The sequence below is a fragment of the Amycolatopsis sp. NPDC114505 genome, from assembly GCF_055633615.1.
Window position 1 is genome coordinate 638,697 of the sequence record NZ_JBVKDV010000005.1, and the last position, 14,494, is coordinate 653,190.

General features: G+C 71.4%; 15 protein-coding genes. 11 read left to right on the forward strand and 4 right to left on the reverse strand.

The window, feature by feature from the left end:
• Window positions 1–9 precede the first annotated feature (9 nt).
• The 3 genes from pdxR (at window position 10) to ACZ7OU_RS45945 (ending at window position 4,111) form a co-directional block, all read left to right on the forward strand.
• Window positions 10–1,482, forward strand: coding sequence for a MocR-like pyridoxine biosynthesis transcription factor PdxR (gene pdxR, locus ACZ7OU_RS45935; protein ID WP_470260083.1), 1,473 nt, complete (start codon window positions 10–12; stop codon window positions 1,480–1,482).
• 94 nt (window positions 1,483–1,576) lie between these two features.
• Window positions 1,577–3,346 carry an MFS transporter gene (locus ACZ7OU_RS45940; protein WP_470244863.1) on the forward strand — a complete coding sequence of 590 codons (1,770 nt, stop codon included), beginning with the start codon at window positions 1,577–1,579 and terminating at the stop codon, window positions 3,344–3,346.
• Window positions 3,347–3,409: 63 nt separating this feature from the next.
• Window positions 3,410–4,111 carry a hypothetical protein gene (locus tag ACZ7OU_RS45945; RefSeq protein ID WP_470244862.1) on the forward strand — a complete coding sequence of 234 codons (702 nt, stop codon included), beginning with the start codon at window positions 3,410–3,412 and terminating at the stop codon, window positions 4,109–4,111.
• 6 nt (window positions 4,112–4,117) lie between these two features.
• Here the strand turns inward: ACZ7OU_RS45945 and ACZ7OU_RS45950 are convergent, their stop codons facing one another.
• Window positions 4,118–4,780 (reverse strand): peptidylprolyl isomerase, encoded by a 663-nt coding sequence (locus ACZ7OU_RS45950; protein WP_470244861.1) that lies wholly within the window; start codon window positions 4,778–4,780, stop codon window positions 4,118–4,120.
• A 25-nt stretch (window positions 4,781–4,805) separates the two neighbouring features.
• On the reverse strand, window positions 4,806–5,060 hold the full coding sequence (locus ACZ7OU_RS45955; protein WP_360674352.1) for a DUF2631 domain-containing protein: 255 nt from the start codon (window positions 5,058–5,060) through the stop codon (window positions 4,806–4,808).
• Between the two features lie 94 nt (window positions 5,061–5,154).
• Between ACZ7OU_RS45955 and dxr the strand changes: the two genes are divergently transcribed.
• The 3 genes from dxr to ispG all read left to right on the forward strand — a co-directional run bounded on the left by dxr (window position 5,155) and on the right by ispG (window position 8,845).
• Window positions 5,155–6,357 carry a 1-deoxy-D-xylulose-5-phosphate reductoisomerase gene (gene dxr / locus ACZ7OU_RS45960; protein ID WP_470244860.1) on the forward strand — a complete coding sequence of 401 codons (1,203 nt, stop codon included), beginning with the start codon at window positions 5,155–5,157 and terminating at the stop codon, window positions 6,355–6,357.
• A 3-nt stretch (window positions 6,358–6,360) separates the two neighbouring features.
• Window positions 6,361–7,575, forward strand: a complete 1,215-nt coding sequence (locus tag ACZ7OU_RS45965) for a M50 family metallopeptidase (protein WP_470260084.1) — start codon at window positions 6,361–6,363, stop codon at window positions 7,573–7,575.
• 136 nt (window positions 7,576–7,711) lie between these two features.
• Window positions 7,712–8,845, forward strand: a complete 1,134-nt coding sequence (gene ispG / locus ACZ7OU_RS45970; RefSeq protein WP_470245680.1) for a flavodoxin-dependent (E)-4-hydroxy-3-methylbut-2-enyl-diphosphate synthase — start codon at window positions 7,712–7,714, stop codon at window positions 8,843–8,845.
• A gap of 46 nt (window positions 8,846–8,891) precedes the next feature.
• Here the strand turns inward: ispG and ACZ7OU_RS45975 are convergent, their stop codons facing one another.
• Window positions 8,892–9,146 (reverse strand): hypothetical protein, encoded by a 255-nt coding sequence (locus ACZ7OU_RS45975; protein WP_155545387.1) that lies wholly within the window; start codon window positions 9,144–9,146, stop codon window positions 8,892–8,894.
• Between the two features lie 83 nt (window positions 9,147–9,229).
• Here ACZ7OU_RS45975 and ACZ7OU_RS45980 point away from each other — a divergent pair, with 83 nt between their 5' ends.
• Both ACZ7OU_RS45980 and ACZ7OU_RS45985 read left to right on the forward strand, forming a co-directional pair.
• Window positions 9,230–10,033, forward strand: coding sequence for a helix-turn-helix domain-containing protein (locus ACZ7OU_RS45980; protein WP_470260085.1), 804 nt, complete (start codon window positions 9,230–9,232; stop codon window positions 10,031–10,033).
• Window positions 10,030–10,419 (forward strand): VOC family protein, encoded by a 390-nt coding sequence (locus ACZ7OU_RS45985; RefSeq protein ID WP_470260086.1) that lies wholly within the window; start codon window positions 10,030–10,032, stop codon window positions 10,417–10,419. Before ACZ7OU_RS45980 ends, ACZ7OU_RS45985 begins: the two co-directional genes overlap by 4 nt.
• Before the next feature lie 176 nt (window positions 10,420–10,595).
• Here ACZ7OU_RS45985 and ACZ7OU_RS45990 read toward each other — a convergent pair whose 3' ends face one another.
• The gene (locus ACZ7OU_RS45990) at window positions 10,596–10,802 is read right to left on the reverse strand and encodes a DUF4177 domain-containing protein (protein WP_470244856.1); all 207 of its coding nucleotides are present in this window, start codon (window positions 10,800–10,802) and stop codon (window positions 10,596–10,598) included.
• Between the two features lie 100 nt (window positions 10,803–10,902).
• Between ACZ7OU_RS45990 and ACZ7OU_RS45995 the strand changes: the two genes are divergently transcribed.
• The 3 genes from ACZ7OU_RS45995 (at window position 10,903) to map (ending at window position 14,494) form a co-directional block, all read left to right on the forward strand.
• On the forward strand, window positions 10,903–11,757 hold the full coding sequence (locus ACZ7OU_RS45995) for a GNAT family N-acetyltransferase (RefSeq protein ID WP_470260087.1): 855 nt from the start codon (window positions 10,903–10,905) through the stop codon (window positions 11,755–11,757).
• A 62-nt stretch (window positions 11,758–11,819) separates the two neighbouring features.
• The gene (locus ACZ7OU_RS46000) at window positions 11,820–13,613 is read left to right on the forward strand and encodes a penicillin-binding transpeptidase domain-containing protein (protein ID WP_470260088.1); all 1,794 of its coding nucleotides are present in this window, start codon (window positions 11,820–11,822) and stop codon (window positions 13,611–13,613) included.
• 23 nt (window positions 13,614–13,636) lie between these two features.
• On the forward strand, window positions 13,637–14,494 hold the full coding sequence (gene map, locus ACZ7OU_RS46005) for a type I methionyl aminopeptidase (protein ID WP_470244853.1): 858 nt from the start codon (window positions 13,637–13,639) through the stop codon (window positions 14,492–14,494).

Consider the following 14,494-nt stretch of genomic DNA (forward strand, 5'->3'; position numbering starts at 1 on the left):
AATGGCTCGATGGACAGAGCCAAAACCTCGCTCTCAGAGGGGTCCATAGGTTCGGACTTCCTCCAGCTCGACGTCCGCGAGGCGCCGCCGGGCGGGCTCGCGGACTGGCTCGCCGGCCAGCTGCGCACCGCCGTCGCCGACGGCAGGCTCCCGATCGGCGGCCGGCTGCCCGCCTCCCGGGTTCTGGCCGCCGAGCTGCGGGTTTCGCGGGGTGTCGTGACCGAGGCCTACCAGCGCCTGATCGACGACGGCCACGCGGCGGGCCGCGGCCGGGCCGGCACGGTGGTGGTGGCCGCGCCGGTGCTCGCGCCCGAACCCGCGCGCGTGCGGCCGCCGTCGAAGGTGATCACGCCGATGCCGGGCGTCGAGGTCTTCGACGCGGTCCGCGCGGCCCCGGCCCGCATCGACCTCACGCCGGGCGTTCCCGACCTGACGGCGTTCCCGCGCGCGGCGTGGCTGCGGGCCGAGCGGGCGGTGCTGGACGAGCTCGAGCCGTCCCACTTCGGCTACGGCGACCCCCGCGGCGCGCCGGCGATGCGGCTGGCGGTGTCGCACTGGCTGGCGCGCGGCCGCGGCATCCGCGTGGACCCCGGGGAAATCATCGTGGTGGCCGGGGTCGCGCAGGCGTTGACGCTGGTGGGGGAGGTGCTGCGGCAGCACGGCGTCGACGAGATCGCCGTGGAGGACCCGAGCTCGCTGGGCGCGCGGCAGCACCTGCACCACTGCGGCCTGGCGACCCCGCCGGTCCCGGTGGACGCCGACGGCCTGCGCGTCGATGAGCTGAGCGCGCCGGCGGTGCTGGTGACGCCCGCTCACCAGTTCCCGATGGGGGTGGTGCTCGGCGGCGAGCGCCGCCGCGACCTGATGCGCTGGGCGGCCGAGGGCGGGATCGTGGTGGAGGACGACTACGACGCGGAGCACCGCTACGACCGCGCGCCGGTGCCCGCGGTCCGGTCGATGCTGCCGGAGGTCTGCTACACGGGAAGCGTTTCGAAGCTGCTGGCGCCGGCGTTGCGGGTGGGCTGGCTGCTGGCGCCGCCGCGGTTCCGCGACGACCTCGTGGCGGCGAAGCGGTTCGCGGACCTGGGCAACCCGGTGCTGGCCCAGCTGGTGCTGGCCCGGCTCATGGAGACGGGCGAGCTGGAGCGGCAGCTGAGGGTGGTCCGGGCCCGGCACCGCCGTCGCCGCGACGCGATGATCCGCGCTGTCGCTTCGGAGCTGCCTTCGGCGGTCGTCCACGGCGCGGCGGCGGGCCTGCACCTGACGATCACGTTCGACACGGACCTGGACGACGTCGCGCTGGCGGCCGCAGCGCTGGCCGAGGGGGTGAAGGTCCAGCCGCTGTCCTGGCACCGCCAGCTCCCGGGGCGTCCGGGGCTGGTCATGGGCTATGCGGCCAGGACGGCGACGGAGATCGCGGACGGCGTGGCGGTGCTGGGCCGTCTGGTAAAGGATCCACAAAGGACTGTCAACCGGGTGTGATCATGCTCTCCCAGGCGTTTCCGGAACTTGGTTGCCATACGCAAGCAAGTTGCTTAGCCTAGCTAAGGGACTTTGTGAGCAGAAGGGTTGCACAGTGGCGGAACGCCGGACGTATTCGATCGCGGAACTGGGGCCGCGGTACAAGTGGATCGCGCTGTCCAACACGACGCTGGGCATGCTGATCGCCACGATCAACTCCTCGATCGTGCTGATCGCGCTGCCCGACATCTTCAAGGGCATCGGCATCAACCCCCTCGAGCCCGCCAACACCAGCTACCTGCTGTGGATGATCATGGGCTTCCTCGTGGTCACCGCGGTGCTGGTGGTGAGCTTCGGCCGGCTCGGCGACATGTACGGCCGCGCGAGGATGTACAACCTCGGCTTCGCCGTCTTCACCGTTTCTTCCATCATGCTGGCCGTCACCTGGTTCGGCGGTGACGCGGCCGCGTTGTGGCTGATCGGCTGGCGAATCGTGCAGGGCGTCGGCGGCGCCTTCCTGATGGCGAACTCCTCGGCGATCCTCACCGACGCCTTCCCGGCCAACCAGCGCGGCCTCGCGCTCGGCATGAACGGCGTCGCGGCCATCGCGGGCTCGTTCCTCGGCCTGGTCGTCGGTGGCGTGCTCGCGCCGGTCGACTGGAACCTGATCTTCCTGGTGTCGGTGCCGTTCGGCGTGATCGGCACGATCTGGGCGTACCTCAAGCTGCACGACACCGGCATCCGCAAGCACGCGCGGATGGACTGGTGGGGCAACATCACCTTCGCCGTCGGCCTGATCGCGGTGCTGGTCGGCATCACCTACGGCATCCAGCCCTACGGCACGTCGCAGACCGGCTGGACCAGCCCGATGGTGCTCTCCTGCCTGATCGGCGGCGTCGCGGTGCTCGTCGCGTTCGTGATCATCGAGACGAAGGTGCCGAACCCGCTGTTCCGGCTGTCGCTGTTCAAGATCCGGTCGTTCACCTGGGGCAACGTCGCGAACCTGACGGCGTCGCTCGGCCGCGGCGGGCTGCAGTTCATCCTGATCATCTGGCTGCAGGGCATCTGGCTGCCCCAGCACGGCTACACGTTCGAGCAGACGCCGTTGTGGGCGGGCATCTACATGCTCCCGATGACGGTCGGCTTCCTGCTGGCCGCCCCGACGTCGGGCATCCTCGCCGACCGCATCGGCAGCCGCCTGCTGGCGTCCACCGGGCTGCTGATCACGGCGATCACGTTCCTGCTGCTGATCATCCTGCCGGTGAACTTCGACTACTGGGCGTTCGCGGCCATTCTGCTGATCAACGGCATCGGCATGGGCATGTTCTCCTCGCCCAACCGCGCCGAGGTGATGAACAGCCTCCCGGCCGACGCCCGCGGCTCCGGCGCGGGCATGATGACGACGTTCCAGAACGCGGCGATGGTCCTGTCGATCGGCTTCTTCTTCAGCTTGATCATCTCGGGCCTGTCGAGCACCCTCCCGTCGACGATGCACGACGGTCTGATCGCCCACGGCGTCCCCGACGCGGCGGCCACCCAGGTGGCGAACCTCCCGGCGGTGGCGGTGCTGTTCGCGGCGTTCCTGGGCTACAACCCGATCCAGCAGTTGCTGGGCGGCCAGCTGTCCTCGCTGCCGCCGGACCAGGCATCGTTCCTGACGGGCCGCAGCTTCTTCCCGAACCTGATTTCGGGCCCGTTCCAGTCGGGCTTGGCGGTGGCGTTCGGCTTCGCGATCGCGGTGTGCTTGATCGGAGCGGTGGCATCGCTGCTGACGAAGGACGCGCGCCCGAAGGACCGCGAGTCGGTGGGCGAGGAGCTGGCCGCGGTGGCCGGGGAGTCGGGTGGCGGACCGAGCGAACTGGTGTCGCCGGCCAGCGAGCGCTGAAGGTAGTTTCGGAAGCCGGGTGCCGCACTGCGCGGTACCCGGCTTCTGCTTTGGGGAGTGCGGATGGCTCGCGAGCACGAAGGCCCGTCGATGATCGCCGCGCTGCTGGCCGAGGCCGGCACCGAGGCCGGCGCCCTGGCCCACGACGCTCTGGCCGCCGGTGCGACAACCACGTTCCACGAAGGCGTCCAGCCGACAGCACAGGCGCGGTCCCGCTACGGTCGCCGGGAACACACCTGCCGCCGGGCCGGGCAGGGTTCCGTCGGGTTCGAACCGGGCGTCCGCGCACTCTGCGCCTACCTCGGCGGCACGCTCACCCACGCGCAGATCGACGACCGCGCGCGCGGTCGTTACCTCTTCGAGGTGTTCCTGGCGCCGGACCTCACGCGGGTCGTCGCCTGCTGGGGCATCGCCCGGCCCAGTGGGCGACCGGACGGGGTGCGGGCTCCGGACGCGCCGCCGTGGACACCGCTGGACGACATCGTGCACAGCCACACCCTCGAAACCCCGGAGAAGGTCGCCGTGCTGCACCAGGGCGGCGTCCCGGACGTGGCGGCGGGCCTCGTCGCGGGTCTGGAGCGCACCCTCGCGATGCGGCGGTGGCAGAACTTCCGGGAACACGCCGAACTGGTGCCCGCCTTCCCCTCGCCCGCGGCGGCCACGCACCTGACCGAGGCTCTGGACCGGACCCTCGCCGAGCCCTACGCCGGCGCGCTCCTGGTGGCGATCATCGAGGACGCGCTGGCCGCGGTGCCGGACTACTGACCAGCACTACCAGCCGACCGAAGCGCGCTGGATCTTCACCGGGTGGGCGGGCGCCCCGTCCAGCGGCCCGTTCGGGTCGGTCGGGATGATCCCGTCCGCGACCATCCGGTCCAGCGCCGACATCCCCCGCACCACGGTCCCCAGCACCGAGTAATTCGCCGGGATGTTCGCGAACGAGTGCACGATGAAGAACTCCGACCCGTTCGTCCCGGGCCCCTGGTTCCCCATCGCGACGGTCCCCCGCGGGTAGGTCTCCGCACCGGAAACCTCATCCGGGAACTGGTACCCCGGCCCGCCCTTCTCGACCTCGTAGATGTCCCCGCACTGCAGAACACCCAGCCGCGAAGAGTTCGAAAGCCGCCAGCACTGGGACCGGTCGTAGAACCGCTGCAGGATCAGCGAAACCATGTTGTGGACCGCGCAAGGCGCCGCCCCGGCGCGGTTCAGCCGCACCGTCACCGGCCCGTAGTTGAAACGGAAAGTCACGTCCACGGTCCCGCGCGTCAGCGCGAAGGGCAGCGGACGCACCACTGGGCGCGCGGCCGGATTCGAGGGCGTCGGGGTGAACGAGCACCGGACGACCGGCGAAGAGGCAGCCGAAGCCGAAGCCGGCGCCACCAGCAACGCACCCAGCACACCGACGAGAGCCAGACCCCAGCGCAGCTTCATGCCGGGGACGTTAGACCTTCACGGACTACTTGCGCCAGGCTGTGCGCTGCTTACGGATGTCGAGCACCAGCAGCAGGATCAGGAACAGCGCGAGGCCGACGAGCCAGACGTTCTCGGTGTTGTTCTCGTGGTTGCCCTTGATCATCACCAGCAGGATGATCGCGCTGACCCAGCCGGCGATCCGGGTGGCCTTCGGGAACGAACCGTGCCAGCCCCAGGCCGCGGACGGCTCGTCGCGGGGGTCGACCTCGGGCCGCTTCTCGACCGCCTTGCCTGCCACGATGAACTCCTCAAGACCCATGAACCACGTACTCCCCGATGATCCCACACCTCCGCGTGCGCCGCGGACACGCCCCGCGCGACAATGACCGGCGATGACTACCTCGCGAAGCGTCCTCGTGCTCGGCTCGACCGGGTCCATCGGTGTGCAGGCTCTCGACGTCGCCGCGCGCAACCCGCACCTCTTCCGGGTGGCCGGGATCGCGGCGGGCGGCGCCGATCCGGCCGCGCTCGCCGCGCAGGCGCTCGCCCACGGGGTCGAGGCCGTCGCCGTGACCAAGGCCACGGCCGCCGAAGACGTGCAGCTCGCGCTGTACGCCGAAGCGCAGAAGCGGGGCTACGACCAGGGCGACTTCAAGCTCCCGCGGCTCTTCGCGGGCTCCGACGCCGTCACCGAGCTGATCGACGCGGTGAAGGTCGACACCGTCCTGAACGCCCTGCCCGGCTCCCGCGGCCTCGAGCCCACGCTCAGAGCGCTCGCCACCGGCGCCACCCTCGCGCTCGCGAACAAGGAGTCGCTCATCGCCGGCGGGCCGCTCGTGCTCGCCGCCGCGAAGCCCGGACAGCTCGTGCCGGTCGACTCCGAGCACTCCGCCATCGCGCAGGCCCTGCGGGCCGGCCGCGAAAACGAAGTCGCCCGGCTCGTGCTCACCGCGTCCGGTGGCCCGTTCCGCGGCCGCAAGCGCGCCGAGCTGGCCGATGTCACCGTCGAGCAGGCGATGGCGCACCCGACCTGGTCGATGGGCCCGCTGATCACCATCAACTCCGCCACGCTGGTCAACAAGGGGCTGGAGCTGATCGAGGCGGCGCTGCTTTTCGACATCGCGCCCGAAAAGATCGACGTCACCGTGCACCCGCAGTCGATCGTGCACTCGATGGTGACCTTCACCGACGGCTCGACGATCGCCCAGGCCAGCCCGCCCGACATGCGGCTGCCGATCGCGCTCGCCCTGCACTGGCCCGACCGCGTGCCCGGCGCCGCCCCCGCCTGCACGTGGGACAAGGCCGCGACCTGGACTTTCGAGCCGCTGGACGACGAGGCCTTCCCGGCCGTCGAGCTGGCCCGCCACTGCGGCACCGTGGGCGGCTGCCTGCCCGCCGTCTACAACGCGGCGAACGAGGAGCTGGTCGCGGCTTTCCTCGCGCAGAACACCCGCTTCACGTCGATAGTGGACACTGTTTCCGAGGTGGTGGGAGCCGCCGACGAGTGGCGTCGCGAACCGCGCGACGTCGACGACGTTCTCGCCGCCGAGCGCTGGGCTCGCGCGCGGGCCGGTTCGATCATCGAGGGGAAGTAGCGGGTGTCCTACATCATCGGTGTGGTGCTCTTCGCGCTGGGGATCTGTGTCTCCGTCGCACTGCACGAGGCCGGCCACATGGTCACCGCGAAGGCCTTCGGCATGAAGGTCCGCCGGTACTTCGTGGGCTTCGGGCCCACGGTGTTCTCCTGGCGCCGCGGGGAGACCGAATACGGCCTGAAGTGGATCCCGCTCGGCGGCTTCTGCGACATCGCCGGCATGACGGCGCTCGACGAGGTGACGCCGGACGAGGCGCCGCGCGCGATGTGGCGGTTCAAGACCTGGAAGCGCACCGTCGTGATGTCCGCCGGGTCGGTCACGCACTTCATCCTCGGCTTCGTCGTGCTCTACCTGATGGCCGTGACGATGGGGCTGCCGAACCTGGCCGGCCCCACCACGACCGAGCCGGTGCTGGCCTCGACCTCGTGCGCCCGCGCGGCCACGACGAAGGAGCAGGCGCAGGACCCCAAGTGCCCGCAGGGCGCCGCGCGTCCCGCGGAGGCTGCGGGGCTGCGGGCCGGTGACAAGATCCTCGCGATCGGCGGCAAGCCGATCGCGACCTGGGACGAGATGCTCGCCACCGTGCAGGCCACCAGCGGCCCGACGGAGTTCGACGTCCAGCGCGGCGACCAGCGGCTGTCGCTCATCGTCGACGTCCCGAAGGTGCAGCGCTGGAGCACCGCCGGCGTCAAGGAGGTCGGGATGATCGGCGCCTCGCCGCAGCTCCCGGCCGCGACCACGCAGTACGGCCCGGTCGCCGCGATCGGCGCCACGTTCAGCTTCACCGGCACGATGTTCTCCGAGACGGCCCAGCGGCTGGTCGAGTTCCCCGAGCGCATCCCCGCCGTCGTCACCGCGATCTTCGGCGGCGAGCGCGACCCGAACACCCCGGTCAGCGTCGTCGGCGCGAGCCGGATCGGCGGCGAGGCCGTCGAGCGGGGCATCTGGGTGCTGTTCTTCTTCCTGCTGGCCAGCCTGAACTTCTTCATCGGCGTGTTCAACCTGCTGCCGCTGCTCCCGCTGGACGGCGGGCACATCGCGGTGGTCTGGTACGAGCGCGTCCGCGACTGGATCCGCGCCAAGCGGGGCAAGGTGGCCGGCGGGCCCGTCGACTACACGAAGCTGTCCGGGATCACGATGGTCCTGGTGCTCATCGGCGGCGCGGTGACCCTACTCACGGTGACGGCGGACATCGTCAACCCGATTCGCTTGCAGTAGCGGTCCGCCACGAAGGGGTTCCGGCCCCTCCGTGGCGGGGCGCACGCGCCGTAACGCTGCTCACCGTGACGGTTGACATGGTGCGGGGCGCCCACTCGGGGTAGGTACGCTGGAAGCCGTGACCGTCGCACTCGGTATGCCCGCCCTGCCCCCGCCCGTCCTCTCCGAGCGCCGCAAGACCCGCCAGCTCCAGGTGGGCACGGTCGGCGTCGGCAGCGACTTCCCGATCTCCGTCCAGTCGATGACGACGACGCTCACCTCCGACGTCAACGCGACCCTGCAGCAGATCGCCGAGCTGACCGCCGCGGGCTGCGACATCGTCCGCGTCGCGTGCCCGTCGGCCGACGACGCCGAGGCGCTGCCCGCGATCGCGAAGAAGTCGCAGATCCCGGTGATCGCCGACATCCACTTCCAGCCGAAGTACGTCTTCGCCGCCATCGAGGCCGGCTGTGCCGCGGTGCGCGTGAACCCGGGCAACATCCGGAAGTTCGACGACCAGGTCAAGGAGATCGCGCAGGCCGCGAAGGACCACGGCACGCCGATCCGGATCGGCGTCAACGCCGGCTCGCTCGACAAGCGGATCATGGACAAGTACGGCAAGGCGACGCCGGAAGCGCTGGCCGAGTCGGCGCTGTGGGAGGCGTCGCTGTTCGCCGAGCACGACTTCCACGACATCAAGATCTCCGTGAAGCACAACGACCCGGTGGTCATGGTGCGCGCGTACGAGCTGCTCGCCGAGCAGTGCGACTACCCGCTCCACCTCGGCGTCACCGAGGCCGGGCCGGCGTTCCAGGGCACGATCAAGTCGGCCGTCGCGTTCGGCGCGCTGCTGCGCCAGGGCATCGGCGACACGATCCGCGTCTCGCTGTCCGCGCCGCCGGTCGAAGAGGTCAAGGTCGGCATCCAGATCCTGCAGTCGCTGAACCTCAAGCAGCGCAAGCTGGAGATCGTGTCGTGCCCGTCGTGCGGGCGCGCGCAGGTCGACGTCTACACGCTCGCCGAGCAGGTCACCGCCGGGCTCGAGGGCATGGAGATCCCGCTGCGCGTCGCCGTCATGGGCTGCGTCGTCAACGGCCCGGGGGAGGCCCGCGAGGCCGACCTCGGGGTGGCGTCCGGCAACGGCAAGGGCCAGATCTTCGTCAAGGGCGAGGTCATCAAGACCGTGCCGGAGCACGCGATCGTCGAGACGCTCATCGAAGAGGCCATGCGCATCGCCGAAGAGGCGGGCGAGTCCCTCGGTGCGGGCGAGCCGGTCGTCACGGCCGGCTGACCGCTTCCGTCAAAAGGCCTCCTCACGCTGGTGAGGAGGCCTTTTTTCAGCCCTGCAGGTGGTGCTGGGCGGCGTCGCGGATCTGCAGCCGGACGTTCTCGAGCGCGGCGGCGACCTCGTCGATCTGCTGCGACGCCAGCTGGATCGAGCCCTGGATCGCGGTCGCGGTCGAGGTCTCCCCGAGCAGGCCGAGCACCTGCGCCTGCAGGTCTTCGAGGTCGCTCTTGGTGGCGAGCGCGATGCCGGTGGGCACCTGGTCGGCGAGCAGCTCCAGCTGCTGCGCCTGCTCCTGGATCGTCATCAGGTGGTTCCTTCCGCGGTGGGGACGCACCCTCCGTGTTATCAGAACCGGAACTGTCGGTGGTGACGTTTACGCTGGCATTCGTGACCGTGACCTGGGCTGTTCACGAGCCGCACCCCGTGGTGCGGCCCCTGGTCACGCGCTATGTCGGGTACGCGCAGGACGAGGTGACGCTGCCGGTCCACCGCGGTCTGCCGTCCCGGCATGTGACGCTCGTCATCAGCCTGGCCGGGCCGGTGCGGATGGCCGGACACAGCCTGCAGGCGCTGGTCGGCGGGCTGCACACGCGCGCGGTGTTGATCCGGCAGGACCGCAGGCAGGAGGGGCTGCAGCTGGAGCTCGACCCGCTGGGCGTGCGGACGCTGTTCGGGGTCACGGCGGCCGAGCTGAGCGGCGAAGTGGTGGATCTCGCCGAGTTCGGCCTGGGCTCGCTGCCGGAGCGGCTGAGTCCCCTCACCTGGGACGAGCGGTTCGCCTTGCTCGACGACGTGCTGGCCGCCCGCGCGGTCTCGCCGGTCGTGCCACCGCCCGAGCTGGGGGAGGCCTGGCGCCGGATGCGGGGCGCGGACGGCCGCGTGCGCGTCACGGACCTGGCGGGCGAGGTCGGGTGGAGCCGCCGTCACCTGGGCGAGCGGTTCCGCGCGGAGCTGGGCCTGGCGCCGAAGCAGGCGGCGCGGGTGCTGCGGTTCGAGCGAGCCGGCCGGCTGCTGCGGCAGGGGTTCGCGGACCTGGCCACGCTGGCGGTCGAGTGCGGGTACTACGACCAGGCGCACCTGACCAACGAGTGGCGCGCGCTGGCCGGGTGCACGCCGCGGACGTGGATCGCCGAGGAGCTCCCGTTCCTCCAAGACGAGGAGGTGGCGGCGGGGCAAGACTCGCGGGCATGACTCCTGAACCGAACGTCTGGCCCGCCCTGCGCTACGACAACGCCCCGGCGGCGGTCCGTTTCCTCGTCGACGTCCTGGGCTTCACCGAGGCACTGGTGGTACCCGACGGCGACCTGATCGCGCACGCGGAGCTGCGCTGGCCCGAGGGCGGCGCGGTGATGCTGGGCAGCGTCCGCCCCCCGGACGGAATCCACGACGCGATGAAGCCCGGCACGGGCGCGGTGTACGTGGTGTCGGACCAGGTGGACGCGATTTACGAGCGGGTGAAGGCGGCGGGCGCGGAGATCACGGCCGAGCTGACGGACACGGACTACGGCTCGCACACGTTCAGCCTCCGCGACCCGGAGGGCAACGCCTGGACGATCGGGAACTACCGCGGAGCTTGACCAACGCGGGTTGGCCAAGGCGGGCTGGCCGATCGCCGCCGCGCTGATGGTGGAATGCGTGGGCAGCCGGGTCGCGCCCCTGCCGGCGAGCAGCAAACCCCGGCGCGGGGGCCCGGCTCGCCCGCGGAACACCCGGCGGGCGAGCCCCCACCACCCCCGGCAGGCGAGCGCGAGCCCTACTGAACCGGCCGCTCGAAGGTCACCAGCAAGCCCTCCACCCCGCCGGGCCCGACGCGGCCCTTCACCTCCGCCGTGGTGATCGCCTTCAGCTGCCACCCGTCCGCCGCGTGGTCGTTCAGCAGCTTCTCGAGCTTCCCGCCGGACATCTTCCCCCCGATGAGCTTCTCCCGGACCTCGACGACCTTGTACGTGTACCGCTGCATACGCCCCATTCTCCCCGGGAAGCCCGACCCGGGCCGTTCATCTCAGCGTGTCCGGGGCCTCGCGTTCCGTTCAGGCGCCGAATCTGGCACCCTGGACCCCGTGTTGCGGCTTGCAGGTGCACGGCTGCTCGATGATCGGGACTATCCGGCGGTCCGTGCCGCGCTCGCCGCCGACCCGGTGGGCAGCTGCATGGTCAGCGCCCGGGTCGAGGCTGCCGGTCTCGACCCGTGGCGGCTCGGTGGTGAGCTCTGGGCCGCCGACAGCCGTCCGGTCCGGGCCGGACGGCTCCAAGGCCTGTGCTTTTCCGGGCCCAACCTCATCCCCCTCCGCGGCAACGCCCCCGCGTTGCGCTCCTTTGCCGACCGGGCGCTGCGCCGTCAGCGCACCTGTTCTTCCCTCGTCGGGCCGGCCGAGCAGGTCCTCGGGCTGTGGGAGGAGCTCGAAGACGAGTGGGGCCCGGCCCGCGAGGTCCGCGACGACCAGCCGCTGATGGCCCTCGACGCGACGCCGCTGGTCGCGGCCGATCCGCTGGTCCGGCCCGTCCGGCCGGACGAGCTCGAGCGGTACCTGCCCGCGGCCGTCGCGATGTTCATCGAAGAGGTCGGTGTCGACCCGCGCAGCGGTGACGGTGGCGCCAGCTACCGCGCCCGCGTCACCGAGCTGATCGGCGCCGGGCGCGCGTTCGCCCGCTTCGAGAACGGCGAAGTCGTCTTCAAGGCCGAGATCGGCGCGATGTCGGCGACCGTCGGGCAGATCCAGGGCGTCTGGGTGCACCCCGATCGCCGCGGCGACGGCCTCGGCACCGCCGGCACCGCCGCCGTGGTCAACCGGCTCGTGCGCGGGCTCGGCCGCACCGCCAGCCTCTACGTCAACGCCTTCAACACCCCCGCCCTCGCGGCCTACCGCAAGATCGGCTTCCAGCAGGTCGGCCAGTACGCGACGGTCCTCTTCTAGCCACTCTTCCGTGGCGGCGTTTCGACGCCGGGGCACCCCCGCTGACCAGGCATCATCCCGCCATGAGTGCACGTCGACGCCGCGGTGCCCTCGCGGTGCTGCTGCTCGTCGCCGCGACTACGGCCGGGTGCTCGGGCGACGACCCCGAGGACGCCCTCTCCGCCTTCCTCGACGCCCTCGCGTCCGGGGACGTCGCCACTGCGGCCGCCCACACCGACTCGCCCGACGCGGCCACGACCGTGCTGTCCCAGGTCCGCGGCGTGCTCGAACCCGAGTCCCTGGACGTCGACGACGAAGAGGTGAAGGAGCCGAACGGCGACACCGTCACCGCCGGCTACCAGCTCACCTGGCACCTGCCGCACGGCCGCACCTGGTCCTACCGCGCCGACGCCCTGCTGCGCGCGGCCGAAAGCGGCTGGCAGGTGCACTGGCAGCCGACGGTCGTGCACCCGCAGCTGGCCGTCGGCCAGACCCTCGGCGTGTTGCCGCAGCTGCCCGAGACCGCGCCGGTCCTCGACCGCGACGGCGTGCCGCTGATGCGCCCGCAGACCGTGATCGGCGTGGCCGTCGACCCGCAGAAGGCGGGCAACGCGACCGCCGTCGCCGGCTCGCTCGCGAAGGCGCTGCACCGCTTCGAGCCGTCGGTCACCGGCCGGTCGGTGCTGGACGGGATGAGCAAGACCAAGCCCGGCGACGCCTACCCGGTGATCAGCCTGCGCGCCGGCGACTACCAGCGGGTCAAGCCGGTGATCTACGACCTGCCCGGCGTCCGGTTCGTCAGCCAGGAGCGGCTCCTGCCGGTCACCCGCGGCTCCGGGCAGCAGGTCCTCCCCGGCATCCGGACGCTGGTCGAGCAGCAGCTGGCCGGCGCGGCGGGCTGGCGGATCGTCACCCGGGGCGTCACCGGCGCCGAGGTGTCCGAGCTCAAGGCCGAGCCGCCGCGCCCGTCGCCCGCGGTCGCCAGCACGCTCAGCGCGCGGATCCAGGCCGCCGCCGAGAAGGCCCTCGACACCGAGCCGTACCCGGCCGCGCTGGTGGCGATCCAGCCCTCGAGCGGGGACATCCTCGCCGTGGCGCAGAACTCCGCCGCCGACGACGAGGGCTCGCTGGCCCTGTCCGGCCGCTTCCCGCCGGGGTCGACGTTCAAGATCGTGACGGCGGCGGCCGCGCTGTCGGCGGGCGACGTCGACGCCGGCAGCCCGGTCGACTGCCCCGGCACCACGACGATCGAGAACCGCGTCATCCCGAACGAAGGCCGGTTCGACCTCGGCCGCGTCCCGCTGACGACGGCGTTCGCGCGCTCGTGCAACACGACCTTCGCGCGGCTCGCCGCCGGGCTGCCGTCGTCGGCGCTCACCGACGCCGCCCGCTCGTTCGGGATCGGCGCGGACTTCGTCGTCCCCGGCCTGACCACGGTCACCGGCGCCGTCCCGGCCAGCGACTCGGCCGTCCAGCGCGCCGAGAACGGCTTCGGCCAGGGCACGGTGGTGACCAGCCCGTTCGGCCTGGCGCTGGCCGCGGCCACCGTGCAGGCCGGGAAGGTGCCGACGCCGTCGATCGTCAAGGGCCTGCCCGCGACCACCCAGAACGTCGGCGACGGGCCGTCGGACGACGTCCTGGGCGCGCTGCGCGGGATGATGCGCGAGGTCGTTACCAACGGCACCGCGACCGGCCTGCGGGACATCCCGGGCGTCGCGGGCAAGACCGGCACCGCCCAGTTCGGCGACGGCTCCCGCTCGCACGGCTGGTTCGTCGGCTACCGCGGTGACCTGGCGTTCGCCGTGCTGCTGACCGAGGCCGGGTCGTCCAAACCGGCGGTGCAGGCCGCGCACCGGTTCCTGGCGGGGGTCGGCTGAGCGGGCCGTCGTAAGGTGGAGGCATGTCCGTTCGTGCCCCGCTGGTTCCCGGCGTCCAGACGCCGCGCCGTGACGTCCCCAGTTCCATCGCCCGTCCCGAGTACGTGGACAAGCCGGCGCCGAAGCGGGACACCGGCAACGGCGTGCGCACGCCCGAGGTGATCGAGGCGATGCGGATCGCGAGCCGCATCGCGGCGCAGGCGCTGGAGGAGGGCGGCAAGGCCGTCAAGCCGGGTGCCACCACGGACGACATCGACAAGGTGGTCCACGAGTTCCTGCTCGACCACCACGCCTACCCCTCGACGCTGGGCTACCGCCGGTTCCCGAAGTCGTGCTGCACCTCGCTCAACGAGGTCATCTGCCACGGCATCCCGGACTCGACGATCATCGAGGACGGCGACATCTGCAACATCGACGTCACCGCCTACATCGGCGGCGTCCACGGCGACACGAACGGGACGTACCTGGCCGGCGACGTCTCCGAGGAGGCGCGCCTGCTGGTGGAGCGCACCCGCGAGGCGACGATGCGGGCGATCAAGGCGGTCCGGCCGGGCCGCCAGCTCAACGTGATCGGCCGGGTCATCGAGGCCTACGCGAAGCGCTTCGGCTACGGCGTGGTCCGCGACTTCACCGGCCACGGCGTCGGCCCGGCGTTCCACACGCCCCCGACGGTCCTGCACTACGAAGAGCCCTCCGTCGACACGATCATCGAGGAGGGCATGACCTTCACGATCGAGCCGATGATCACCCTGGGCACCATCGACTACGACATCTGGGCCGACGACTGGACCGTCACCACGAAGGACAAGAAGTGGACGGCCCAGTTCGAGCACACCCTCGTGGTGACGGCCGACGGCAGCGAGATCCTGACGCTGCCCTGA